This window comes from Acinetobacter terrae (genome assembly GCF_013004375.1).
Taxonomy (GTDB): domain Bacteria; phylum Pseudomonadota; class Gammaproteobacteria; order Pseudomonadales; family Moraxellaceae; genus Acinetobacter; species Acinetobacter terrae.
Map to the genome: position 1 here is coordinate 129,036 of NZ_JABERI010000041.1, position 26,261 is coordinate 155,296.

The 26,261-nt window shown below is 41.4% G+C and carries 20 protein-coding genes and 1 riboswitch; of the genes, 15 read left to right on the plus strand and 5 right to left on the minus strand.

From position 1 onward, the window contains the following. Positions 1–10: 10 nt before the first annotated feature. Complete coding sequence (gene alc, locus HLH14_RS15400) at positions 11–1,015, minus strand: allantoicase (protein ID WP_067723534.1); 1,005 nt, start codon at positions 1,013–1,015, stop codon at positions 11–13. A 207-nt stretch (positions 1,016–1,222) separates the two neighbouring features. Between alc and hpxO the strand changes: the two genes are divergently transcribed. Both hpxO and HLH14_RS15410 read left to right on the plus strand, forming a co-directional pair. Beyond that, positions 1,223–2,380 (plus strand): FAD-dependent urate hydroxylase HpxO, encoded by a 1,158-nt coding sequence (gene hpxO / locus HLH14_RS15405; protein WP_067723532.1) that lies wholly within the window; start codon positions 1,223–1,225, stop codon positions 2,378–2,380. A gap of 164 nt (positions 2,381–2,544) precedes the next feature. Further along, positions 2,545–3,432, plus strand: coding sequence for a DMT family transporter (locus HLH14_RS15410; RefSeq protein ID WP_067723530.1), 888 nt, complete (start codon positions 2,545–2,547; stop codon positions 3,430–3,432). 278 nt (positions 3,433–3,710) lie between these two features. On the opposite strand, the gene HLH14_RS15415 is transcribed toward HLH14_RS15410, so the two are convergent. Next, positions 3,711–4,643 carry a LysR family transcriptional regulator gene (locus HLH14_RS15415; RefSeq protein ID WP_171533430.1) on the minus strand — a complete coding sequence of 311 codons (933 nt, stop codon included), beginning with the start codon at positions 4,641–4,643 and terminating at the stop codon, positions 3,711–3,713. 280 nt (positions 4,644–4,923) lie between these two features. Here HLH14_RS15415 and HLH14_RS15420 point away from each other — a divergent pair, with 280 nt between their 5' ends. The 7 genes from HLH14_RS15420 (at position 4,924) to HLH14_RS15450 (ending at position 13,392) form a co-directional block, all read left to right on the plus strand. After that, entirely contained in the window at positions 4,924–5,979 is a 1,056-nt protein-coding gene (locus HLH14_RS15420) for an aromatic ring-hydroxylating oxygenase subunit alpha (protein ID WP_171533431.1), read from the plus strand. 175 nt (positions 5,980–6,154) lie between these two features. Next, a complete protein-coding gene (locus tag HLH14_RS15425; protein ID WP_171533432.1) occupies positions 6,155–6,640 on the plus strand; it encodes a nucleoside deaminase in 486 nt (161 codons plus the stop codon). Positions 6,641–7,048: 408 nt separating this feature from the next. Continuing rightward, the gene (locus HLH14_RS15430) at positions 7,049–8,149 is read left to right on the plus strand and encodes a BMP family ABC transporter substrate-binding protein (RefSeq protein WP_171533433.1); all 1,101 of its coding nucleotides are present in this window, start codon (positions 7,049–7,051) and stop codon (positions 8,147–8,149) included. A 127-nt stretch (positions 8,150–8,276) separates the two neighbouring features. Next, positions 8,277–9,878, plus strand: coding sequence for an ABC transporter ATP-binding protein (locus HLH14_RS15435; protein ID WP_171533434.1), 1,602 nt, complete (start codon positions 8,277–8,279; stop codon positions 9,876–9,878). 39 nt (positions 9,879–9,917) lie between these two features. Further along, positions 9,918–11,015: an ABC transporter permease gene (locus HLH14_RS15440; RefSeq protein WP_171533435.1), complete on the plus strand. Its 1,098-nt coding sequence runs from the start codon at positions 9,918–9,920 to the stop codon at positions 11,013–11,015. A gap of 33 nt (positions 11,016–11,048) precedes the next feature. Next, entirely contained in the window at positions 11,049–11,969 is a 921-nt protein-coding gene (locus HLH14_RS15445; protein ID WP_171533436.1) for an ABC transporter permease, read from the plus strand. 49 nt (positions 11,970–12,018) lie between these two features. Further along, positions 12,019–13,392, plus strand: a complete 1,374-nt coding sequence (locus HLH14_RS15450; RefSeq protein ID WP_171533437.1) for an amidohydrolase family protein — start codon at positions 12,019–12,021, stop codon at positions 13,390–13,392. Between the two features lie 174 nt (positions 13,393–13,566). Here HLH14_RS15450 and HLH14_RS15455 read toward each other — a convergent pair whose 3' ends face one another. Further along, positions 13,567–14,016: a universal stress protein gene (locus tag HLH14_RS15455; protein WP_171533438.1), complete on the minus strand. Its 450-nt coding sequence runs from the start codon at positions 14,014–14,016 to the stop codon at positions 13,567–13,569. A gap of 150 nt (positions 14,017–14,166) precedes the next feature. After that, positions 14,167–14,556, minus strand: a complete 390-nt coding sequence (locus HLH14_RS15460; RefSeq protein ID WP_067723509.1) for a hypothetical protein — start codon at positions 14,554–14,556, stop codon at positions 14,167–14,169. A 317-nt stretch (positions 14,557–14,873) separates the two neighbouring features. Further along, positions 14,874–14,985: riboswitch (guanidine-I (ykkC/yxkD leader) on the plus strand. Between the two features lie 28 nt (positions 14,986–15,013). On the opposite strand from HLH14_RS15460, the gene HLH14_RS15465 reads away from it, so the two are divergent. Genes HLH14_RS15465 through uca form a run of 3 tightly spaced genes read left to right on the plus strand, consistent with a single transcriptional unit; the run spans position 15,014 to position 20,052 of the window. Beyond that, positions 15,014–15,754, plus strand: coding sequence for an urea amidolyase associated protein UAAP1 (locus HLH14_RS15465; protein WP_171533481.1), 741 nt, complete (start codon positions 15,014–15,016; stop codon positions 15,752–15,754). A gap of 16 nt (positions 15,755–15,770) precedes the next feature. Continuing rightward, on the plus strand, positions 15,771–16,424 hold the full coding sequence (locus HLH14_RS15470) for an urea amidolyase associated protein UAAP2 (protein WP_067723507.1): 654 nt from the start codon (positions 15,771–15,773) through the stop codon (positions 16,422–16,424). Between the two features lie 16 nt (positions 16,425–16,440). Then, positions 16,441–20,052, plus strand: a complete 3,612-nt coding sequence (uca, locus tag HLH14_RS15475; RefSeq protein WP_171533482.1) for an urea carboxylase — start codon at positions 16,441–16,443, stop codon at positions 20,050–20,052. A gap of 40 nt (positions 20,053–20,092) precedes the next feature. Here the strand turns inward: uca and HLH14_RS15480 are convergent, their stop codons facing one another. Beyond that, entirely contained in the window at positions 20,093–21,883 is a 1,791-nt protein-coding gene (locus HLH14_RS15480; protein WP_171533439.1) for a GmrSD restriction endonuclease domain-containing protein, read from the minus strand. Positions 21,884–22,877: 994 nt separating this feature from the next. Between HLH14_RS15480 and HLH14_RS15485 the strand changes: the two genes are divergently transcribed. Genes HLH14_RS15485 through HLH14_RS15495 form a run of 3 tightly spaced genes read left to right on the plus strand, consistent with a single transcriptional unit; the run spans position 22,878 to position 26,161 of the window. Further along, positions 22,878–23,318 (plus strand): CopG family ribbon-helix-helix protein, encoded by a 441-nt coding sequence (locus HLH14_RS15485; RefSeq protein WP_086193177.1) that lies wholly within the window; start codon positions 22,878–22,880, stop codon positions 23,316–23,318. Between the two features lie 12 nt (positions 23,319–23,330). Then, entirely contained in the window at positions 23,331–25,142 is a 1,812-nt protein-coding gene (gene atzF / locus HLH14_RS15490; protein WP_171533440.1) for an allophanate hydrolase, read from the plus strand. Then, positions 25,139–26,161, plus strand: a complete 1,023-nt coding sequence (locus tag HLH14_RS15495; protein WP_067723494.1) for an ABC transporter substrate-binding protein — start codon at positions 25,139–25,141, stop codon at positions 26,159–26,161. The genes atzF and HLH14_RS15495 overlap by 4 nt, the downstream gene beginning before the upstream one ends. Positions 26,162–26,261 lie beyond the last annotated feature (100 nt).

Here is a 26,261-nt window from a genome sequence, read left to right on the forward strand (position 1 = left end):
TTCATATCGATTAAGCGACTTTACCCCATAAGCGAATCCGGCTGATCCCGCCGTCAGGAATCATGTTGATACGGATATGGGAAATTTTTTCCTGCTTTAAGATTTCCTCGACAAAAGAATGAATATGGTCCATTTGCATATCTTGCGCTTCTAGCAGGAAAGGCCAGAACATGCTTTGCGGAATCAGCTGCTGGTCTGTTGCATCTTCTACGTAAATCGCCTGGATGGACACTTGTGCAGGAAAGTTTCCCTTAAAGTGTGCGGTATCGATGTCAATTTTTTCAATATGGCCACTTTGACCTAAAGCCAGAATACACCAGTCAAAACCAGGTGCACGGCGACGTTTGGTTTCCCAGCCATCTCCCATATTAATGCCACGACCCGGATTAATCAGATTGCGCGGATGACCAAAATGCGCATCACTATAGGCAATCACGCGACCACCGTTTTCTAAAGCTAATAAATCCAGAGTTTGAGTACCATCTTTTACTTGAATTTGCACTTCACCATAGACTCTAAAACGTGCCACACCGCCATCTGGATAAATATTTAAACGGATATGGGTAAACACCTGTTCGGTATCAATATTAAAAATGTGATGGTCACTTGGGCCTAGAAGGTTATTTTTTAAAATATTTTGCCATTCTATATGACTCAGTTCTCCATCTGGTGCATAGCATGCTTCTACAATAGCAGAAGCCGGATAGTTCCCTGTAAAGAAAGTGGTATCGATATCAAGTGCTTTAATTTTTCCTGCCACACCTAGTTTAATAACGGCCCAGTCATAGCCTGCATGGCGTTTACGGCGGGTTTCCCAGCCGTCCATCCATTTGCCATGTTCATCAAATTTATCTTCTACAAATACTGGAGAAGTGAATTGCAACATGCGTTTTGCTTCAGCAAAAAAATCATCAGAACAAGCAATGATTTCTGCACCAATTCGGTCATCTGCCAGATTAGTCAGTTGCTGTATATGGGTAGGAGCATCAAAAATTGGTGCAAACAAAGTTGCCATAAATATCTTCCATTAACTTTATTAATTAAATGAATAGACTTGTTTTGTTGGGTGATTCATTTTGAACAATTGATAAAAACAAGCTTTTACATATGTTTAGAAGCACAGCTTGTGCCAACTTTTGAAATTTTTAAGTGCGTTATCAAAAAAATGGCACGTTTTTAGCATTTTGTGGTGCAGATACTTAAATATACAAAGGAGTTATAGATGGAAATTATAATTATTGGTGCAGGTATGGGCGGTTTAACCACAGGAATTGCACTAAAAAAGTTTGGACACCAAGTCACCATCTATGAGCAAGCAGAACAAATTTTAGCTATGGGAGCAGCCATCTCTTTATGGTCAAATGGGGTTAAATGTTTAAATTATTTAGGATTAACTGATCAGGTCGCGAAACTGGGTGGGCAAATGGATCACTTGGCCTATATGGATGGATTAACAGGTGACGTGATGACACAGTTCAGCTTGCATCCCCTCATAGCAGAAGTTGGACAACGTCCATATCCGGTGTCGCGTTCAGATTTACAAAACATGCTGATGGATGAGTTCGGCCGTGAAAATATTCATCTGGGCAAAAAAATGTTGTCCTTTACAGAAGCCAATGATGTAGTCACAGTGCAATTTGCAGATGGAACGCAAGTACAAACACAACTCTTGGTCGGTGCGGATGGTACACATTCAATTACCCGGGCTTATGTATTGGGCGAACAGGTTGAGCGCCGTTATGCGGGTTATGTCAACTGGAATGGTTTAGTTGAAATTTCAGAGGATTATGCACCTGCTGATCAATGGACCACCTATGTCGGTGAGGGCAAGCGTGTTTCGTTAATGCCAGTGGCTGATCATCGTTTCTATTTTTTCTTTGATGTACCTTTACCCGTGGGCTTAGAGAATAATCGTAGTAATTATAAAGCTTTGTTAAAAGAATATTTCACAGGATGGTGTCCGCAAGTTCAAAAATTAATTGACAATATAAATGAGCAAACAACCAATCGTGTGGAAATTCATGACATTGAACCGTTTGCACAATTTTATAAAGGGCGTGTGGTGATCGTCGGTGATGCTGCGCACAGTACCACGCCGGATATTGGCCAAGGTGGTTGCCAGGCGATGGAAGATGCGATTTATTTATCTCGAGCTTTGCAAATTAACACCTTGGGCTTGGAAGACGCTTTAAAGCGTTATCAAAACAAGCGTAATGAACGTGCCAATGAATTGGTGCTGCGTGCACGTAAACGTTGCGATGTGACGCATATGAAAGATAAGCAAATCACCAAAGAGTGGTATGAAGAACTCCGTAAAGAGCAGGGGCCGCATATCATGAAAGGCATTATCAGTAATATTGTGGGTAATCCACTGGATTAATTCCTCGTTCAGCCAAAAAGCCCTTCATCATAAAGGGCTTTTGATTATCGTATGCTGCAAAGAACTGATGAAAACTTAAAATCTTTTTTTAGAAAAAATGATTCGTCAAGTTGGTGATGAGGGAGTAAATTACTTACATTTTATAGCTTTAATAAGGTCAAGTGATGGCATCCACATGGATTCTGTTTACGCTGATGGCTGCATTTATGCAGGCTTGGCGTAATGCATTTCAAAAGCAACTGAGTACCACTGTTGATGTCTATGGAGTAACACTGGCGCGATTTATTTTTGGTTTTCCTTTAGCCATTCTTTACTTGACCTTTTTATATCAGAGTCAGCCCATACCACTTCCGGTTAGCTTTACACCACGTTATGCCATTTATATTGTCATTGCCGGGATCAGCCAGATTGCTGCCACTGCATTAATGGTGCAATTATTTAAACAAAAAAACTATGCTATCGGTGTGGGACTGTCCAAGAGTGAAGCCATTTTAGCCGCGCTGATTGGCGCTTCATTGCTGAGTGATCATTTAAGTGCATTGGGATGGTTTGGGGTAGCCTTAGGTGGTTTGGCAGTCTTTTTACTCAGTAAAGGATCCAGAGCGGAAAAGCTTTCCATGCCGACATTAATGATCGGTATAGGCAGTGGCCTGTGCTTTGCCATTACCTCACTACTGGTTCGTGAAGCCAGCCTGGAATTGCCACAACTGCCCTTTATTCATCGGGCGGCGTGGGTATTGCTCAGTATTATTGGTTTTCAATGTGTCAGTATGCTGATTTATTTAGGTTTATTCAGTCGCCAGACCTTAAAGGCCATGTGGGCAAGATTAGGCTTAACCTTCAAAGTCAGTCTGTGCAGTTTTATTGCGTCCTTGGGATGGTTCACTGCCATGAGCATGCAATCGGTGGCCATTGTAAAAACACTGGGACAAATTGAAATCTTGTTTAGCCTGTTAATTTCTGCCTATTTTTTTAAGGAAAAACTGGCAAAAGCGGAACATTGGGGCTTACTGCTGGTGGTTATCGCCGCCATACTGGTGATCTGGGCTTAATTATCATGAATCCCGAAAAAATGTATGCCATCTAATAATGATTTCAGAAATAACCACTAAATTTTGAGCATTAAAAGTTTCATCAATAGGGCGAATGGGTGTTTGCCCTAAAGGCACCAGCTCAACGATTTTCCCTCTGAAATGACTATGCCACCACGTGCATCGCTTTTATTCCCAGTAAAAATAGCCAGTGGCTGTTTAATCCAAATAGTCGACATAATCTTGCCTTAACAATTGAAATTTCAATCAAAACAGCAAGAGCCATACCAATAACGGGTTTAGGCACAGAAAATATCTTTAACCTTGCTTTTCAAGTCTTCCATTTGTTCAATGATATTTTTAATCATCAACTGGGAAACGCGTGAAATTTGTCGTTTTGGCGCAACACATAGAGCAATGGTCAGCGGATGCAGCCCTTTGTCTAAAATAGGCTTAAAGATTAATTCCTCACGCTCAAGCTCAGGAAAAACGTCCAAATAACTTAAAATTCCGATGCCGGTATTGGCTTTGATTAAGTTATTCATCAAGCGAATATCATTCGATTCAGTTTTACGTGCGGGTATAAATTTATGATGTTTATACATGGCTTGCACATAGTCATGAATAATCAAGGGTTCTGCGGGAATAAAATGATTGTCACTTAAGGTATCTGAAAAATAAATCTTTTCGACTTCTGCAAGTGGATGTGATTTTCCCATCACAAAACCTAAAGGCAATTCTAAAAAATGCACCACTTCAAGGTGTTGATGGGCTTTGGGATTCAGGATTAAACCAAAATCCAATTCTGCATCGATGATCTTCCGGGCGATAACTTCACTGTCTGCGACCCGAATATTAAAATTGATCCATGGATAGTTTTGATACATATATTGCACCGATTGCATGACAAAACCATCACTTAAGGCAGAGATTAAACCAAACTCGATGGTTCCACGGGTAAGCCCCTGAATTTCATCAAAACGGATTCGGGTTTGCTGGAATTCTTTTTGCCATTTCAAGACATCGGCATAGAGTAATTCACCGGCAAGAGTGAGTTTTAAGCCGCTCGGCAAACGCTCAAATAACACAATTCCCAACTCTTCTTCAGCCAAAGCAATTTGCCGATGTACCGCAGACACGGAAATAAATAATTGATCTGCGGCTTTACGTAAACTTCCAGTTCTCGCCACAGCTATAAAATATTCTGAAAATCGGGAAAAAGGCGTATTCATCAATTTAGTCAAAGCTTGGAACCAACTTTTATTTATATCAACATTTTAGATAAGCGTTCTTATGCGAGTTTTATGCCAAATGATGATGTTCTATATATAAATATATTCACACACCAATTGAAGTGTTCTCATTTTTAGAATGATTTATACGAAACATTCTAATAGACAGAATGATAAAAAATTAAGTAATTTCAATGATAAGTAAAGCCAAAATTACATGAAAATGCAAATTTTAAGGCCTGTAAAAAGATATGACATAAAGCAATGATATAGGTTTGATATGAACGCAATTCCAGTCACCAATTTATTCAACAAGCCCTGTTATAGCCAGTTTGATAATCAGGACTGGGACATTCTGGCACATCATTGGTATCCGGTTGCACGTATTCAGGACGTTTCGACCCAACCGCAACAAGTGACGCTGCTTGATGTCAAACTTGCACTGTATAAAACAGAAAGTGGCGCTATTCATTTGGTGCGTGATATCTGCCCACACCGCGGTGTACCTTTGACCAAAGGCTGGGTATCGGGTGAAAATATTGTCTGTCCTTATCATGGCTTACATTACAACGCCGAAGGGCAATGCATCAAAATCCCGGCACAACCTGAACTGACCAAGATTTCTGACCGCTTTTCCTTGACTAAATTTCCAGTGGTCGAAAAATACGGTTTAATTTGGACCAGTATTTTTAGCCGTGATGAATCGAAAGCCAATTTTCCTGAACTAGAGACCTGGGATACTGCAGGGCACCAATCGATCTTACCGCCGTTTGTTGATATTGGTGGTTCCAGTGGCCGTCAGCTGGAAGGTTTTATTGATGTTGCGCATTTCGCTTGGGTGCATCAAAGTTCATTTGCAGATCGTGAAAATCAGGTGGTGCCCAAATATTCAACAGAACGGACCGAGTATGGTTTACATAGCGAATATGTCAGTGATGTCAGCAACTATCCGCATGGTATGCAACATTTGGCACCAGAAGGTTTCTTGTGGAAACGGGTATTTGATGTCTATCCACCATTTTCTGCGGTGTTGACGGTACATTTTCCTGAACAAGGGCTGTTAAAAATCCTCAATGCCTGTTGTCCGGTTTCACATAATAAAACCCGTTTATTCGTGCCGCTGACACGCAACTTCGATACCACCGGTGATTTACAAGCCGTGTATGACTTTAATGCACAAATTTTTGCAGAAGATCAGGAAATGGTGGAAAGTCAAAAACCCGAAGAGTTACCCCTTGATATTTCAATGGAAGCACATTTTGAAGCAGATCGCTCTTCAACGACTTATCGTCGAATATTAGCCGAGTGGGGGTTAAGCAAACGTTATATTGTTTAATCTATTTTAATTTAATCAATATAAAATAGAGATTAAAATATAAATACTAAATTTTATAATGCTAGATTCTATAATAATGATTTTTATTTTTATTATATTTTAAAGTGCAGGATTATTTTAAATTCTCTGCTTAATAATAACTGCAGAATGAAAACCGTATAGGATGATGAATAAAATGGATCGACCCAATCAAGCTCAAATCATCCAGTTTTTAACCTTATCGAATGAGGTTGGGCGAAGAGCGATGTCTTTGGGGCATCACCCTTTTGGCGCAGTATTAGTGGGACCGGATCATCAAACAGTGTTGTTAACCCAGTGTAATATTGATACGGTAAATCATGCCGAGTCAACCTTGGCACGTGTTGCTGCCAGTAATTATCTAGCCGAATATTTATGGCAATGTACCTTGTATACTGCGGTAGAGCCTTGTTGCATGTGTGCCGGAACGATTTATTGGGCCAATATTGGCCGCGTGGTTTATGGCATGACCGAACAACGGCTATTAGAATGTACGGGAAATCATCAGGAAAATCCGACCATGAGTGTGTCATCTGCTTATGTCTTTGAACATGGTCAGAAAAATATTGATTTGATTGGTCCAGTTGCAGAAATTGAAGAAGAAACAGCGGCATTACAACAGGCATTCTGGACACAACGCTAAATTAATTTAATCCATCTGCATTATCTTATCCTTCTGTTCACGCAGAGGGATTTTTAATATTTGGGTCTTGCTACTCAATATTGAAATTATATATTAAATGTTCACATTTAATGCACTTTATTTAAATGCACCAATGATAAGCATAATTGGAATAAATTTGTTTTAAAATAATTTATGTTGTTTAATTAAATGCAAAACATAAAATAAAGACTTATAAATTTAATATAAAAATGCTTCGTTTAATGTTTAAAACAAAAATATTTTATTTAAATAGCCTCTATTTATTATTTTTTTCAAAAGTTGGAATAGTTATTGCTATTTATATATTGAACAGACTGAGCTCATTCGAGTGAAGCCATTTTTAAGGCGTGTGTCAGTGGACACAGAGAACAGCAAGAGCAGAACATAATGAAAGAAAAAAACGCATTGAAAACAGAGTTTAAAAAATTAGTGGGTGCATTGCTGGCAAGCGGTGTAGTGGGCATGGCAGCAATGGGGAATGCTCAGGCTGAAGATAAAGCGGCATTTGTTTATATTGGTCCAACCAGTGACCATGGCTGGACCTATTCGCATGACCAGGGCCGTATTAAAACTGAAAAAGCACTCGCTGGAAAATATAAAACCTCCTATATCGAAAACGTACCTGAAACGGCAGATGCTGAACGTGTGATCCGTAACTTGGCACAACAAGGCAATAAAGTCATTTTTGCAACCTCGTTCGGTTATATGAATGCGATGGAGAAAGTATCCAAGCAATTTCCAAATACTGTGTTTATGCATGCAACGGGTTATAAGCAGGCAAAGAATTTAGGGGTATATGACGTACGTACCTATGAAGGTGCTTATATGCTGGGTGTGGTTGCAGGTCAAAAAACCAAAAACAATGTATTAGGGGTGGTTGGCTCTTTCCCGATCCCTGAAGTCGTACGCAACATCAATGCCTATACCTTGGGTGCACAAAGTGTAAATCCAAAAATTAAAACCAAAGTAATTTGGGTGAGTTCATGGTTTAACCCGGGCAAAGAACGTGATGCAGCATTGGCATTGATTGCTCAAGGTGCCGATGTACTGATGCAAAATACCGACTCTCCAGCTGTGGTACAAGCAGCAGAACAAAAAGGCGTCTTTGCCTTTGGTTGGGATTCCGACATGAGCAAATTTGGTCCGAAAGCCCATCTTGCAGCATCGGTTTTACATTGGGAAAAAATTTATACCCCTGTAATGACGCAAGTCAGTAATAAAACCTGGAAACCAAGTGCGATCTGGTATGGCGTTAAACAAAAAGCAGTCGATATCGAAAGTTTTGGTCCTTCAGTGTCGGCAGCATCTAAAGCAAAAGCACTCAGCGTACGTGATGCCATTCTGAAAGGTACCTTACATCCATTTGCAGGTCCAATTTATAAACAGGATGGCGCATTGGTCTTGGCAAAAGGCAAATCATTAGATGATGCGGCTTTAAGCAAAATGAACTATTACGTGAAAGGCGTAGAAGGGGCTTTACCGAAGTAAGTCTGAAGCTGGTTAAGTTGTAGTAATGCGGTTTGATACCTCATTTTGAATTTTCACTTTTCATCCATCTGAATGCATAACGCGCTTCAGGTGGATGCCGCATGTCGCAGCATTAAATAGAGTGCCTATGATGACTCCTCCACACGATATATCTGCTCATACGCGAGAGATGAACCCAGAATCTGCTTCGAGTGTAGCGCGTTTACAGCTGATCAATATCTGTAAAAGTTACAATTCATTGAAAGCGAATGACCAGATACATTTAACCGTTCAACCTGGACAAATTCACGCCATCTTGGGTGAAAATGGAGCCGGAAAAAGTACCCTGATGAAAATCATTTATGGCGCAACCAAGGCCAATCAGGGACAAATGCTCTGGAACGGTAAAGAAGTCAAAATTGACAATCCATCGATGGCAAGAAAACTTGGTATTGGCATGGTGTATCAGCATTTTTCTTTGTTTGAAACACTCACCGTAGTAGAAAATATTTCACTGGGTTTAGATGAAAAAATTGATTTAGCCGTGCTCAGTCAAAAAATTATTGAAGTCTCTGAACAATACGGTTTACCGGTCGATCCACGGCGTGAGGTGTATTCCTTGTCTGTGGGTGAGCGTCAGCGTGTAGAGATTATTCGCTGTCTATTACAAAATCCCGCTTTAATTATTCTAGATGAACCGACTTCTGTCCTGACCCCACAAGCGGTACGTCAACTGTTTAAAACCTTACGTTTATTGGCATCCCAAGGTGTTTCGATTTTATATATCAGCCACAAACTGCATGAAATTAAAGAACTCTGTGATGAAGCGACCATTTTGCGTAATGGCTGTGTCACGGGAAATGTCGATCCCAAAGACAATAGTACCAGTGATTTAGCGCGCTTGATGATTGGTCGTGATTTACCGAGCTATGTCCGCCAAGAATATCAAGGCATCCAACAGACCTTATTCCAGATTGAAAATTTACATGCCGAATCCGATGACCCATTTGGCGTGTCACTGAAAAATATCAATTTAAGCATTCAGGCCGGCGAAATTGTTGGTATTGCTGGTATTTCGGGTAATGGTCAAGCAGAACTGCTGTCTTTGCTGTCCGGTGAACAGCGGCTGAAAACAGGCAAAATCTGTTTAGCGCAGCAGGATATTTCAAGCCTAAGCGCAGGGCAGCGCCGCGACCTAGGACTGGGCTTTGTCCCTGAAGAACGGCTTGGACGCGGTGCAGTACCGAATATGACCCTGTCACAAAATGCCTTACTGACGGCTTTTCGCCAAGGATTCACCCGTTGGGGATTGATTAAATTTGCCCAATGCAAAACCTTTGCCGAGCAATGTATCGAAAAATTTGGCGTCAAAGCCAGTGGCAGTGATGCGGAAGCACGTTCTTTATCTGGCGGGAATTTACAAAAATTTATTGTCGGTCGTGAAATTCTGCAAAATCCAAAAATCCTGATTGTGGCGCAGCCGACATGGGGCGTGGATGTTGGCGCCTCGATGTTTATCCGACAAACCCTGATTGATTTATCACGTCAGGGCGTTGCCATTTTGGTGATTTCAGAAGAACTGGAAGAACTGTTTGAAATGAGTGACCGGCTGTGCGTGTTAGCCAATGGCGAGTTATCTGAACCGGTCAACACAGATGAGACCAATGCAGAAAATATTGGGATGCTGATGTCGGGAATCCATCGTCCGCTGACAGCAGAACAAAGCGTAGAGGAGCAAATTCATGCTTAACACGCTTTTAATCTCTATTTATGTCTACAGGAGGATGCAATGCATTTATTAGAACCGCGTGAACATCCATCTAAAATGATGAAGTGGCTTTCTCCTGTGATTGCACTTGTGGCCATGCTGATTGTCGGCAGCATTTTATTTTTAATGTTGGGCGTCGATCCTGCCAAAGCCATGTACATCTTTTTTATTGAACCGCTGGCATCTGGGTATGGGTGGAGCGAACTGGCGGTCAAAGCCGGTCCATTGATCTTAATTGCCTTGGGTCTGGCGGTCGGCTTTCGGGCCAAATTATTTAATATTGGTGCCGAAGGTCAACTCACCATGGGCGCAATTTTTGGTGGCGGTATTGCCATTTTATTCCATGATCAGATCGGCGGGTGGATTTTACCTTTGATGATCGTGATGGGTGCGCTAGGCGGGGCATTATGGGGCGCGATTCCTGCCTTGCTAAAAACCCATTTTAATGCCGAAGAAACCCTGACCACTTTAATGATGAACTATGTTGCGCTGTTTGTGTTGCTGTACTTGGTCAATGGACCTTGGCGTGATCCCGATGGGATGAATTTTCCACAATCAGTGATGTTTAATGACAGTGCCACGCTACCGTTGATTATGGAAGGGACCCGCATTAACGCGTCACTTTTTATCACACTTTTTGCCGTGGTGCTGTTTTGGGTGTTTATGGGTAAGAGTCTGACGGCTTATAAATTGGAAGTCAGTGGTCAGGCACCTTTGGCGGCAAAATATGCCGGTTTTTCATCCTCAAAAGCCATTTGGATGAGTCTGGTGATTTCCGGCACCATGGCAGGCATTGCCGGTATTTGCGAAGTTGCTGGCCCGATTGGACAACTAAATCCGAATCTGTCACCGGGGTATGGCTATGCAGCCATCATTGTGGCGTATTTGGGTCGTCTGAATCCGATTGGCATTGTGCTGTCGGGCTGCTTTATGGCGCTGATTTATTTGGGCGGGGAAATGGCGCAAATGCAACTGCAACTACCGGTGGCCATTACCGGAATTTTCCAAGGCTTATTGTTGTTCTTCCTGTTGGCTTCTGACGCGCTGATTGAAAACCGTTACCGTTTTGCCAAAAAGAATGTTGTGCCTGTTCCTCAGTCCGCAGCAACCAGCTCTTAATCCAATGTTGTCTACAGTAAAAGGAAGCATGATATGGCTTTAGAATTAACCGCAATTCTTGCAGGTACTGTTGCTGCAGCAACGCCGCTGATTTTTGCCGGTTTGGGGGAATTGGTCACGCAGCGTAGCGGTGTAATTAATTTGGGCGTCGAAGGCATGATGCTGGTGGGTGCCATTGCTGGCTTTGCCTTTGCAGCACAATATGATGCCAGTGTGTTTAGCGCCTTATTGATGGGCGGTTTAGCAGGCATGTTAATGGCATTGATTTTTGCCTTTTTTACCTTGTCACTCAGCACCAACCAATCGGCGTGTGGTTTGGCTTTAACCATTTTTGGTTTGGGGATTTCCGCATTTTTGGGGCAAAACTATGTCAGCACTGCGTTACCCGGTCTAGCCAATTTTAATATTCCACTGCTGGCTGATATTCCGGTACTTGGCCCGATTTTATTCCAACAAAACTATGTGGTGTATCTGTCGATTTTTGCATTTTTTGCCGTGTGGTTTGTCTTGGCAAAAACTCGCTTGGGTTTACTGCTTAAAGCAGTCGGTGAATCACCGGAAAGTGCGCATGCCATGGGTTACCACGTGTTGGCGATTCGTTATGGCGCAGTTCTTTTTGGCGGCATGATGGCTGGTATTGGTGGGGCATTTTTATCGACGGTCTATACCCCGATGTGGATTGAAAATATGGTTGCCGGACGTGGCTGGATTGCGATTGCCTTGGTGGTGTTTGCCGTGTGGAAACCAACCCGTTTAATGCTCGGTGCTTACCTGTTTGGCGGCGTGACTATTTTGCAATTTCACGCGCAAGCCTTGGGCATCAATGTACCGAATGAGTTTCTTGCCGCATTGCCGTATTTAGCCACTATTGTGGTGTTGGTGATGATTTCACGCGATAAAAAATTACTGAAAATGAATTTACCAGCCTCTTTAGGCAAAACCTTTGTGCCCTAAGTACATGAATTCATAAATCAATAAAACGAAATAAATTTGAGTAGGAACGATGAAAATTTTAACAGCGGCTTATGTCCTGACCATGAATGCGCAGAACGAATGCATTAAAAATGGCGCTGTACTGATTGATGGCGACACAATTAAAGCCGTGGGTTCACTCGCGCAGTTAACCCAGCGCTATCCCGAGGTACTCATTGAGCATTATCCACAGACCCTACTGATGCCGGGCTTAATCAATACCCATTGTCATTCCGGTTTACTGCGCGGTACGGCAGAAGGATTACCGGTTTGGGATTGGTTACAGCAGTTTATTGATCCGATGCACAGAGTACTTAGTCCTGATGATGCCAAAATCGCCTCTTATTTGTGCTATGCAGAGGCACTTTTATCGGGCACAACCACCATTGTCGATATGTGGCGTTATATGGATGGCAGTGCTGAGGCAGCAAAAGACTTGGGGATTCGTGCCGTTCTTGTGCCCTATGTTGCGGAGCATCCGGATCACAATTATTTTGAAACCTTAAAAAGTAATGAAGCTTTAATCAATCGTTGGCATAAGCACGCCAATGGGCGAATTCAAGTCTGGGTTGGTTTGGAACACCTGTTTTATGCAGAAACTTCGGCACTGACGCGCATTGAAAAGTTGTGTCATGATTATCAAACCGGCTTTCACACCCACAGCAACGAAAGTCAGTTTGATGTACAAGAAAACTTACGTCGTTCTGGCATTCGCCCAATTGAAAGTTTACAAAAATTGGGCTTGCTCGATGTACCCAAAACCTTATTGGCGCATTGTGTCTGGGCAGATGCCAGAGAAATTCAAATTTTAAAACAACACGCAGTTGGTGTGGCACATAACCCGATTTCCAATATGAAATTGGCATCTGGTGCCGCGCCTATCGTTGAAATGCTGCGCCAAGGTGTTGCGGTGGGTTTAGGCACTGATGGCGAAAAAGAAAATAATAACTTGGATATGTTTGAAGAAATGAAAACCGCCTCGTTATTGGCTAAATTCTCGAACCTCGATGCTGCTGCACTGGATGCTTGGTCGGTATGTCAAATGGCGACGCTTACAGGGGCAAGGGCTTTGGGCATGCAACATGAAATCGGTTCGCTAGAAGTCGGAAAACAGGCGGACATGATTGCAGTGAAGATTGATACCCCACGTATGACACCATTGATTGATCAAGGTCGTTTATTTAACTTACATACCAATCTGGTCCATGCAGTACAAGGACAAGATGTGTTGATGACTATGGTCGCAGGACAAGTCGTGGTGGAAAATGGTCACTTGGTGCATGCCGATTTACAGGCACTGATTGATCAAGTCAATCAAGCTGCGCCTCGTTTGTTTGAACGTCGTGATCAGTGGTTTGCCAAGCAAGGTCAAGCCATCAATGAATTACAGCGTGAAAAATCCTAAGTTTTTGTTAAGCTGAATTGCTAAATCAAGCTACTGGATGACCTATATGGAAAACCTATTTAGTATAAATAGGTTTTTTTAATCATTTTTAATTACTTTTATAACCATTTTTATAGAAAATCATAAGACAAATTAGCCCACTAAAAAGTGGGCTAATTTATTGCTCATCCAGAATTATTTTGTGTGTTTTACCACGAGTACCGGTACATGGCTTGAGGTCAAAATCTCTTGTGCCATACTGCCGAGAAAAGCTTTTTTTAAACCGGTACGCCCATGAGAACCGACGACGATTAAATCAACATTTAATTCATCAGCGAGTTTGGTGATGGCTTCACTTGGGGATTGACCACTGAGAAGTTTTGTATGGGTTTCAATACCTAGATTGGTAAATTTCAGTCCTAACTCAGCCAAAATGTTTTTAGCATGAGCTTTTGCTTCCATATAATAATCCGTTATTCCAGGTACACTTTTATAAAAACTGACACTGGTTAAAGGATCTATCACGACAACGCTCGCTATGGTTACTTTACTGCCTAATGCTTTGGCTAAAAGAATGGTCTGATCAGCTGCAGCAATGGCAATAGGGGAATCATCAACAGCCAGTAATATGTGTTGGTAACCCATGATACGTTCCTCTTGTTTCAGGATTCTTTATCAATTCAAAATCTACCCAAAGATTAACATAGCTAGAGTACAGTGATAAAAAAGGATAAAAATACATCTTTTAGTTCTGTTATCTTGCGAAAGCATTTAGGAGAATACTTTAAATACTGATCAATCCGCCCAGATAGACGTAGATAAGAAATATTTCAAAGATTTTTTTAAATCGTCACAACTATCAAAACTATGGGTTACTTCTTTGAAAGCAGAATGATATTCACGTTTATAGGGTTTACCGGTTAATGTTTCTCCATGCGTATTTTCATAATCATAAATTGCAGTCCTAAGATATATTTCTAATATTTTTTTATGTTCGGGAGAGGCACAGTTTTTTTGAACTATTTCATCAGTAGACTGACAATCAAGTTTGACGTGGCGATAAAATTCACTCGAGTTTTGATAAATATTATTTAATGCTTTTGATTCACTTGTTGATAAGCATTGTGCTGCATGAGCAAAATTACAAGTCAAAGCCATATAAACAACGAGCAAATGGAATTTCATTTTTTTATTCCTTATTATTTTTTTAATGATCTAACCATACAGTCAAAATTTACACAACTACAACATTACAAAATCAGACGAATCGAAATTTTGTTCAAACCGATATAGGGGGAAAATAATCATAAATATTATCAATAGCCCCCTAAAAACCAAGAATATAAAAAGTATTAAGCCTTATAAACTCTAGAAATTGACTAATCATGGTGCATTCATTTTAACAACTATCTTAAATGCATCATTTTTGAAGCAAAATAGTGTGACTAAAACAAAAAATCGTATTACTAAATTGGCACAGCCTTTGCTTTATGTATGACATGAAAAAAGTGATCTAGGGTTCCGGTACATTTTCAAAATCTAGAAAATGCTATGTCTGAGACCGAGAGTTCACGGTTCGCAAGAACTACACGGAGGGATAAAAGCCCGGGAGGTCATGCCAACAACCGAAGAGGTAACCGCAATGGGCTTAAGCAACTATCATAATAATCAAACACTCTGGACTGAAGTTTTGCCGGGAGGGCATCATTGGTCGGGACGCATTCAAAAAGGTGCTGTGCTGCAGTTTAAAGCACTTGGTGCAAATGCCAATGTATCGCTGTTCTGTGTCAATGCTGATGACAAGCTTGAACGCTTTAACATGCCAGATAGCCTAAAAGGTCAACACACTACATTTTTAAGCACTGGCAATGTGCTGTATTCAGACTTGGGGCGTGTCATAGCGTCTATTGTCACTGATGATCATGGTTGGAATGACACACTTTGCGGTGCAAGTCGTGCCGAACAAATTGAAAAACAATTTGGGACACGTACATTTCAAGATGCCCGCAATGAGATGTACCAAAGCGGTGTGGATGGTTTATTGGTGGAAATGGCGAAATTTTCCTTAGGTCAAACCGATCTCAGTGCCACCGTGAATCTTTTCTCTAAAGTTGCCCCAGATGCTACAGGCAAACTGTCTTATGTAAGTGCAGATAACAGTGATCAAATCGTAGAACTGCGTTTTGAAATGGACTGTCTGGTGTTCCTGTCAGCCGCGCCACATGGTTTAGATTCAAGTACGAGCTATAGTCCTGCAGATATTCAATTGTCTTTATTCAAAGCCAATCCCTTAAGTGAAAGCGATATTTGTCGTGATGCCTGTCCGCAAAATCAGCGTGCATTTGCGAACAATGCTCGTTACTACGCCCTAAGCAGCATCTAAGATCAGGAGAAGCATCATGACAGTTTTACAATCATTCGAAAAAACAGTGCTCAGTGAAGTTTGTCCTGCTGGTGAAGCATGGATGTGCGAAGTCAAAAAAGGCCAGTATTTCCGCATTATTGACTTAGAAGGTAACCAAGCCGTAGATACCTTATTCATATCGGCAGAAAATCCGTCCGAGCGTTATAGCGCAACCGATACTTTGGCGATTAACCAATATATTTATCTAGAAAAAGGCACCACTTTATACAGCAACCTTGGTCGTCCGATGGCCATCATTCATGATGATAATTGCGGTCGCCATGACACTTTAGGCGGTGCATGTTCATGTGAAAGCAATACCGTACGTTATGCACATGAAACCTATCCGATGCACAGCTGCCGTAATAACTTTATGTATGCGCTCGCAAAGCATCCGATTGCGCAAAAACATGGCTTAAACGTGCGTCATATTGGACCGAACATTAATTTCTTTATGAATGTACCGGTGACGGCAGAAGGTGCGCTTAAATTTGACGATGGTATTTCCGCACCGGGTAAATATGTCGAAATTCAAGCAGAAATGGATTTGATCGTGCTGATCTCAAACTGTCCACAACTGAATAACCCATGTAATGCCTACAACCCGACGCAAATCCAATTGGTGGTTCGTGAAGGCGAGGAAGCCTAAAATGAAAAATAATAATATGCCTAAATTGACTAAAGTTTTAATTGCCAACCGCGGTGCCATCGCTTGCCGTGTCATTCGTAGTTTAAAAAAACTGGGCATTCAATCCGTTGCCGTTTATTCCGAAGCCGATCGTGATTCACTACATGTCACTTTAGCGGATGAAGCCGTTTACATTGGTGATGCTCCTGCCAGCCAAAGCTATTTAAATGTCAATAAAATTTTAGAAGTGGCAAAACAGACCGGTGCACAGGCGATTCATCCGGGCTATGGCTTCCTCTCTGAAAATGCTGAATTTTGTGACTTGTGTGAAGCTGCAGGCATTGCCTTTATTGGCCCAACTTCACAGCAAATGCGTGAGTTCGGTTTAAAACATACCGCGCGTGAACTGGCGATTCAGGCGAATGTGCCATTACTTCCGGGCAGTCAGTTATTAGCAGATGAAGCTGAAGCGTTAACGGAAGCTGCGCGTATTGGCTATCCGCTGATGCTGAAAAGTACCGCAGGCGGTGGTGGTATTGGCATGCGTCTGGTCTGGAATGAAACCGAACTGAAAGATGCCTATGTCACTGTATCTTATTTAGCCCAAGCCAATTTTAAAGATGCCGGTTTGTATTTAGAAAAATTCGTACAAAACGCACGTCATATTGAAGTGCAAATTTTTGGTGATGGTCAAGGGCAAGTCTTGGCACTGGGTGAACGTGATTGTTCGGTACAACGCCGTAACCAAAAGGTGATTGAGGAAACCCCGGCACCGCACCTGAATGATACGCAACGTGATTATCTACAGTCCGTGGCTATTCAATTGATGCAATCGGTGAATTACCGTTCGGCAGGGACAGTTGAATTCGTGATGGACACCGACACACAGGAATTCTATTTCCTGGAAGTAAACACCCGTCTGCAAGTCGAACACGGCGTGACGGAGCAAGTCTTTGGGGTGGACTTGGTGGAATGGATGGTGAAGTTGGCAGCAGGCACGTGGACTGCACCAACAGCACAATTGGAATCAAAAAGTCATTCAATTCAAGTCCGTTTATATGCCGAAGACCCGATTAAGAACTTCCAGCCGAGCGCAGGTTTACTAACTTTTGTTGAGTTTGATAAGAATGCACGTAATGAAACATGGGTTGAAACCGGCTCCAATGTGTCATCTTTCTATGACCCGATGATTGCCAAAATCATTGTGACAAGCGAGACCCGTGAATCTGCAATTCAAGCCATGACAGATACTTTGGCGAAAACTCAAGTTGCGGGCATCGAAACCAATCTTGAATATCTGCAAAACATTATTGCCGGTGAAGTATTTAAAGCCGGTACACAGACCACACGTTTTTTAAATACCTTTGAATGGAAAACCCAAAAGATTGAAGTCTTGCAAGCCGGCATTCAAACCGCTGTGCAAGATGTCACCGGACGACTTGGTTATTGGAATGTCGGTGTACCGCCATCGGGTGCGATTGATCCGTTATCGTTAAATGTGGCGAATCAACTTTTAGGCAATGAACCCAATACCGCAGGTCTGGAATGTACGCTACAAGGCCCAAGTCTGAAATTCCACTGTGATAGTCAAATTGTCATTACCGGTGGTGATATGCCATCGACTTTGGATGGTGTAGCGGTTGCCATGTGGCAAACCATCAACATCAAAAAAGGGCAGGTTTTAAAATGTGGCAAAGTCACCACCGGTTGCCGTAGTTATATCGGCATTAAAGGCGGTCTGAATGTACCTGAATACTTAGGCTCTAAAGCGACTTTCACTTTAGGTCAATTTGGTGGGCATGCAGGGCGTAACTTACTGATTGGCGATATGTTGCCGATCACAGCATATAGTTCAATTGAAACAGTCGCTTTAGCGGAAAATCAAGTTCCGGCCTTCTCCCATGATTGGGAAATTGCGGTGATGTATGGCCCGCATGGTGCGCCGGATTTCTTCACCAAGCGTGACATTGATACTTTTTTTACCAACACCTTTGAGATTCACTTTAACTCAAGCCGTACCGGTATCCGTCTAATTGGGCCAAAACCGGAATGGGCCCGTGAAGACGGCGGTGAGGCAGGTTTGCATCCATCCAATATTCATGACAATGCCTATGCGATTGGTGCGATTGATTTCACTGGCGATATGCCGATTATCTTGGGTCCAGATGGTCCAAGTTTGGGTGGTTTCGTCTGTCCTGCGGTGGTGATCAATTCAGAACTTTGGAAACTCGGTCAATTGAAAGCCGGTGACAAAGTAAAATTTGTCCCTGTCAGCTATCACCAAGCCAAACTTTTAAATGAAAAATATCATGCGCAATTAGAAGCAAGCGATACGCAAGCTGTGGTATTTGATGAATCATTTTATCCTGAGCTATCAACACTGAAAAATGCCGTGCTTGATAGCTTAAAAGGTGAAAATGGTTTGCCTGATGTGGTGTATCGTCCTGCAGGCAACAACTATATGTTGGTGGAATATGGCGAGTTGGTGCTTGATCTGAACTTACGCTTCCGTATTCATGCCCTCATGCAATGGGTTCAAAAGCAAAAAATTGCCGGCATCATTGACCTGACACCGGGGATTCGTTCGCTACAAATCCATTTTGACTCATTAAAACTCGATCAACTGGATTTATTGCGCTTATTACAGGTCGCAGAAGCAGAATTGCCTGATGTGACCGAAATGGAAGTGCCATCGCGTACCGTGTACTTGCCGCTGGCTTGGGAAGATTCACAAACTCAGTTGGCAACTGAGCGTTATGTGCAAACAGTACGAAGTGACGCGCCGTGGTGTCCGGACAATATCGAATTTATCCGCCGTATTAATGGTTTAGCATCTAAACAAGCCGTTAAAGATGTGGTTTTTGATGCCAATTATTTGGTGATGGGCTTGGGCGATGTGTATTTGGGTGCACCTGTGGCTACGCCACTTGATCCGCGGCAACGTTTAGTGACCACCAAATATAATCCTGCACGGACATGGACACCGGAAAATGCCGTAGGTATTGGCGGTGCGTATATGTGTGTCTATGGCATGGAAGGTCCGGGGGGCTATCAATTTGTCGGACGTACTACGCAAATGTGGTCACGCTACCGTAAAAACCCGGACTTTGAACAAGGCATGCCTTGGCTGTTACGTTTCTTTGACCAAATCAAGTTTTATGAAGTGTCTGAAACTGAACTGATGCAGATGCGTGAGGACTTTAAAGCCGGTCGTTTAAAGCTACGCATTGAAGACGGTGTATTGAACCTGAAAGAATATAATCAATTCTTAAAAGACAATAGCGATACCATTCACAGTTTTAAAGAAACCCAACAAGCCAATTTTGAAGCGGAGCGCCGTCGCTGGCATGAAGCAGGTTTGGCGGAGTATATGACTGAAAGCCTTGATGCTGTGGATGATGGCGAAGGCGTAGATATTCCTGAAGGTGGTTGTGCAGTGGAATCACATATGCCGGGTTCAATCTGGAAAATTGAATGTGCATCGGGGGATATTGTTGAAGAAGGTGCAACTTTGGCAGTCATTGAAGCAATGAAGATTGAGATTCCAATTATTGCGCCTGAACGTATGCGTGTAGATGCCATTACAATTGAAAAAGGGCAAACGGTGAAAACGGGGCAGGTGTTGTTTACGTTAGCGCCAGTGGCTTGATGAAATAGAAATAAAAAAGACCGCTTATGCGGTCTTTTTTTTATAAGCTGAAGTAATAATTTTTAATTTTATGTGCCATAAGTTTTCTTCGTTGCTCCAAGAATTCAAAATAATTGTCTATAGTCATATGTTCAATTTCTTTAGGAATACAATGAGCCTTAAAATTATTTATTAATTCAATTTCATTTGTAATACCTGAGATCGCAATTTCATTCGTTTTAATTTGATTTCGAATAATTGAGAAATATTCTTGAGGAGATTGTTTACCCACTTTAATATTAATATCCTGTTGCATATAGACATAATTAGCAATCTGATTGTATTTGCTCCGGTCTAACCCTGCATTTTTTAGGTATTCTTTGGGGAAAAGATGATGAACATCACCTCGATGCTCGATCATATGACTAACAGTAATGTCTTTGGATAAGAAACCTAGATCATGGTCTTTGACTTGTGATGCTAAAAATACGTGAAAATATGGACTGCTAGCAACTGAAGTATCTAAGCTTAATGGCAATGATGAATTCCAAAAAGCATCAGATAACTCACTTTCTTCTTTTTCTTTTAAATAAACATCGAATGACTTTTCTGAAATTTGTTTAATATCGTAATCAATCGTACTTTCAGGAGATGCAGAATAGCGTCCAGTTAAAATACTATAGACCAACCATCGTTTTACATATCTTTCAATTTTTACTGAATTAACTGCTAAGTCTTTTAACTTTAAATATAAAATATATGCAAAGTTAAGGGCATTCTGCGAACGTATAAGCTTAGGTGAAATGAAACCAGCAGATTTAACAATCATTAAGAATCTTTTAAAATTCGTTTCATTTATATAATTTTGTACGCCTACTTTTAATTTTTTATAAGACTCTGTTGAAATGTCAGCTTCGAAAGTACGTGTTTCAAAATTACGACCCGAGAGTAAGCTAACAAGATCGGAAAGACGCCCGCGATTAAACTGAGAAGTAAATGCTACTCGTAATAAATCGTTATAGCTCGGATCATAAAGATCCTCATTTTCTTTTTTCAACCATATCATTTTTTGATAATAGTCTGTATTGGCAAAATCAGAATCATAATCTTCGATATGTTTATAAAATTCAGGTGAAATTGCTAAATGACAGAAGTAATCAATTGCTTTACGTAATGTATTTCCATCATTTTCAGTGTCTGAAGCAATTTTACTCATTGCGAAGTCGGCCTGACTAAGTACTACACCTTTAGAGTTAATACGAATAAAAATTTCAGTAACAGTTTCAATATCAAGTTCAGGGGCTAATTCAATCATCCCAATAGGTTTTTTAGTAATGCTGATTAAACGTGTAAAAGCATTTTCAATATGATCTTCATCGACATCAGGATTAAGTTTTAAGTATTCACGCACCAGTTTGATCAAACTAATTTGTCCGGAAAAAGCGTCATGAATATCTGCTAACCAAGTTTTATCTTTTAAAATTGCTGGGTTTTGTACTTCAAATTTTTCTTCAATAGGATTAAAGGCGATTTTAATTTTTACACGTTGATAGCTTTTATTAATAACGTATTGGCCTAGAATACCTGCTGTTAAGGCTGTAATACGCTGTTGTCCATCGATAAGTACTTTCTTACCTTCGCTTAAAGTACCATCTTTCAGTTTTACGTTTGGATTTTTCCAAGCAATTACATAACCAATAGGAAAACCTTGATAAAGGCTATCCATCAAATCACGTACTTTCGAGCTGTCCCAAACAAAGGGGCGTTGAATTTCAGGAATTGCAATTTCACCCGATGACACCCATGAAAGTATATTTTCAATTAGATATTGGTTAACTGTATATTTTTGCATGAAAAATTCTTGAAATAAAGTCATAAAATTTGTGCAAAACTAGCACATATCAGTATAAAACTGAATATTTTTAATTAAATTGAAAGTAAAGACCGCTTAAGACTCTTATACCTCAAATGTTGATAAATTCAATAAAACAAACTAAGTGGCTCAGTTGACCTCTATAAAGTGAAATTGATATCGGCAGGCTACTGCTTGGTTTATCAAGTGCTTGATTCAAAAATTGTGTGATTGGTTCTAGATGTAGACCACCGAGATAGCATTTATAAGAATATGTAAAAAAAAGACCATCCTAAAAATGATTCTCATGAATGATGAGTAATACGTTCAATCTCACAAGTACACGTCACATAATCATCAATCTTATATAAAGTCGGTATTTAAAGAGAAAGCTGACTGAACAACTCAGCCACACTTTGATGCACACCCGAACCCCAATGGTGCAATATGGTACATTTTTTAAGCATATTTGAAGTGGGTAAATTACCCTCGTATTGTCTCACTAGGCTTTGGTGGGGCTTTTTATATGCCATTGCGACTTAATGCACTTAATTTTAGATTTTGGCACGCTTTCTGCTTTTATTTATATACCACATAAACAGAGGAGAGCAATCCACTTGATCACTCAACTACAATCATCGGTCAACCCATCATGTATAAAAAAAATTACAGTACATGAGCAATAATATGAAATAAGCCGGTGAATCAATCAACTCAGCTTAATTCCAAGCAAGCCCCATCTCAGCGTAGTGGGGCTTTTTTTTTTGCCATTTTATCCGAGTTTTCCATTCCAATAATAAAAGCCAAAACTGGCACGCTTTCTGCATTTCTTTAAGTAATACAAAACAAAGTTTTGGTAATACCCAAAAGGAGATGCACATGAACGCTGCTAAACAGAAAAAAGCACTGCATCCATGGAAACAATTTTTAATCGAAATTTTAACTGCACGTGCCGGTTTATACGTGAAACAGGATCACCCGCGAGGATAACACTGTGCCAAAACAGAAACTGGCACGCATCAGTATTACCGTGCCTGAACAAACGCTGAATGCGCTCGATCAAAAAATTGTAGAGCAGCACTACGAAAGTCGTTCACAAGCCATTGTCGACATGATCAATAAACATTTAATTGCCGATCATATCGAAAATAACGCGGTGATGGTCGGCACGTTGACCTTACTTTATGACGTGAGCCTAAAACCCTTGCGTACACAACTTATTGACCTGCAACAACAGTTTTTATCTCAAGTCATTAGTTCGCTGCATATTCAGCTGGATGACGAAAAAATTTTACAAGTGATGCTGATGCAGGGTGTCAGTGATGAACTACAGCACATCAGCCAACAATTTATTGCTTTAAAAGGGGTCATCAAAGGGCATTTGGAGATGATGGATGCCGTGATGCCACCCATTCCACAAAATGATGAAAAATAAGGAAGACTGACTATGTCAAAGTTATGGACCATTCAAGATTGGAAAACCGCATATTTAACGCAAAAGATTCAGCTTAGCGATTTAATTCAGTATGTCAAAACATTCAATAACGATGATCATGCCTGGATTGAAATTGCCTCAGCCGCGCATATTCAGGCACAAATTGATGCCTTAAAAGATCAATCTGCACAAGATTTACCCCTCTACGGTATTCCTTTTGCGGTCAAAGACAATATTGATGTTGCAGGTTTTCATACGACTGCGGCATGTAAAGAAGCGGCCTATTTGGCAACAGCAGATGCTAGTGTGGTCGCGCGCTTAAAAGCCGCTGGTGCCATTGTGGTGGGTAAAACCAATCTGGATCAATTTGCCACGGGTTTAGTCGGGGTGCGCTCACCTTATGGTGCAGTAAAAAACAGTTTTAATCCTGAATATATCAGTGGTGGATCAAGCTCAGGTTCATCCGTTGCCGTGGCCAATGGTCAAGTGCCATTTTCTTTAGGTACAGACACTGCAGGTTCCGGTCGTGTACCAGCAGGACACAATAATATTGTCGGATTAAAGCCAACCAAAGGCTGGTTCTCAACGACAGGTTTAATTCCTGCTTGCCGTACCATTGATGTGATTTCAATATTTGCCTTAACAGTCGATGATGCATGGCAAGTTGCACAAGTCATGCAAGGCTATGACGAAACCGATGAATATTCACGTCCGCATCCCGCTAATGTGCCAACCCAATTTTCTAAAGGTAAAATTGCCATTCCGGCACAACTGGAATTTTATGGTGATGTCGACAGCCAAAAAGCCTTTGAACTGGCTGTAAAGCGCGTCCAAGCATTGGGTTATGCAGTTGAAGCGATTGATTTTAGTGTTTTTAACCAGCTGGCATCCGCACTCTATAACAAAGCCTGGGTGGCAGAGCGTACCAGTGCCGTAGAAAAAATGGTGCAACGTGAACAGGCACATCCTGTTATCGCCCAAATTATTGCTCAGGCAGATCAGTTTAATGCTGTAGATAGCATGAATGCTGAATATGAACGTGCGCAATTGGCGCGCCAAATTAATTTAGCATTACAGTCTTATGATGCCTTAATGGTTCCAACGGCACCGACGATTTATACCATTCGCGATGTAGAAGCGGATCCTATCGTGAAGAACAGTCACATGGGGGCGTATACCAATTTCGTGAATTTTGCAGATCTTTCAGCATTAGCCTTGCCGAATACTATTCGCGCTGATGGATTACCCAGTGGTGTCACTTTTATTGCGCAGGCATGGATGGATCAGGCCTTGGCGCATTTTGGTCAAAGCTGGCAACAAGCGGCAAATCTATCACTGGGCACATCAAATCTGCACTATGAAAAAACCCAAAATATAGCCTCTCAACATTCAGTCAAACTGGCAGTTGTTGGTGCCCATCTTAGCGGTATGCCGCTGAATTTCCAGCTCAGCCGCCGCGGTGGAACTTTATTACAGAAAACCAAAACTGCATCGAACTACAAACTGTATGCACTAAAAAATACCACACCGCCAAAACCAGGCCTGCAATGCACTCAAAAGGGCGGTCAAGCCGTTGAAGTTGAAGTGTGGGATATTCCGTTTGCCTTATTTGGACAAATTGTGGCGGAAGTTCCTGCGCCACTCGGTATTGGGAATGTGCAACTGGCAGATGGGCGTTGGGTGAAAGGCTTTATTTGCGAAGCTTATGCCTTAGCAGATGCAACGGATATCAGTCATTTCGGCGGATGGCGTGACTATATTCAATCAACCAAAACGACTAACACAAAATTTAAATGCAATTGTATAGGGGAAGTTGCGCAATGATGAAGAAGGCATTTTTATCGTCAGCTGTTGTATCGGCTATTTTACTCAGTGGTTGTGACAACACGGCAAAGATTCCAGAACCTAAAGCCAAAGTTGAAGGCAGTGTAAATAGCAAACCAATTACGATTGGTTATAGCGACTGGCCGGGTTTTGTGGCTTGGCAAGTCGCGATTGAAAAGGGCTGGTTGAAGGAGGCAGGTGTCAATGCAGACTTCAAATGGTTTGATTACTCAGCGTCACTGTCTGCTTTTGCAGCGAATCAATTAGATGCGGTCATGGTCACCAACGGCGATAATCTGGTCACAGGTTCTGGGGGTACCAAAGGCGTGATGATCATGGCAACCGATTATTCTTCGGGAAATGATGTCATCATTGCGAAAAACGGTATTAACTCCATCAAGGATTTAAAAGGCAAAACCATTGCCACTGAAAAAGGCTTAGTCGATCACTTGCTATTATCCACCGCTCTAGATGATGCAAAAATTAGTTTAAAGGATGTGAAACTGGTTAACACCATGACCAATGAATTGCCTCAGGTCTTTGCAACAGGCGATATTGATGCCATTGCAGTTTGGCAACCTGTGGCCAATCAGGCTTTGAGCTCAGTGGCGGGTGCCAAAGTGATTTTCACCTCTCAAGATAAACCGGGTTTAATTTACGATACCTTAACGGTTAATCCATCGCATTTAGAAGCCAATAAAGAGCAATGGAAAAAGATCATCCAAGTGTGGGATAAAACCGTTAAATACATTAACGATCCTGCAACACGGGCGGATGCAGCTGCCATTATGTCTAAACGGGTCGGTGTAGATGCAAAAGTTTATGAACAGTTTATTAATGGCACGCACTTGCTTGATCTAGAAGCGAACAAGAAAGTATTCACCAAGGGAACAGGGTTTGATTCAATTTATGGTTCAAGTTATCACGTCAATAAATTCAACGTCAGCAATGGTATTTACACCACGGAAATGAATGTCGACAATGTGATTGTGCCTACCTTGGTTGAAGAACTGAAATAAGCATGGCATGAAGTTCAGCATCCCAAACCCTGATTTGGGATGCTGTTCATTCAATTTAGCGATATAAAAAATCCCCGAAATGGGGATTTTTTATTATTCG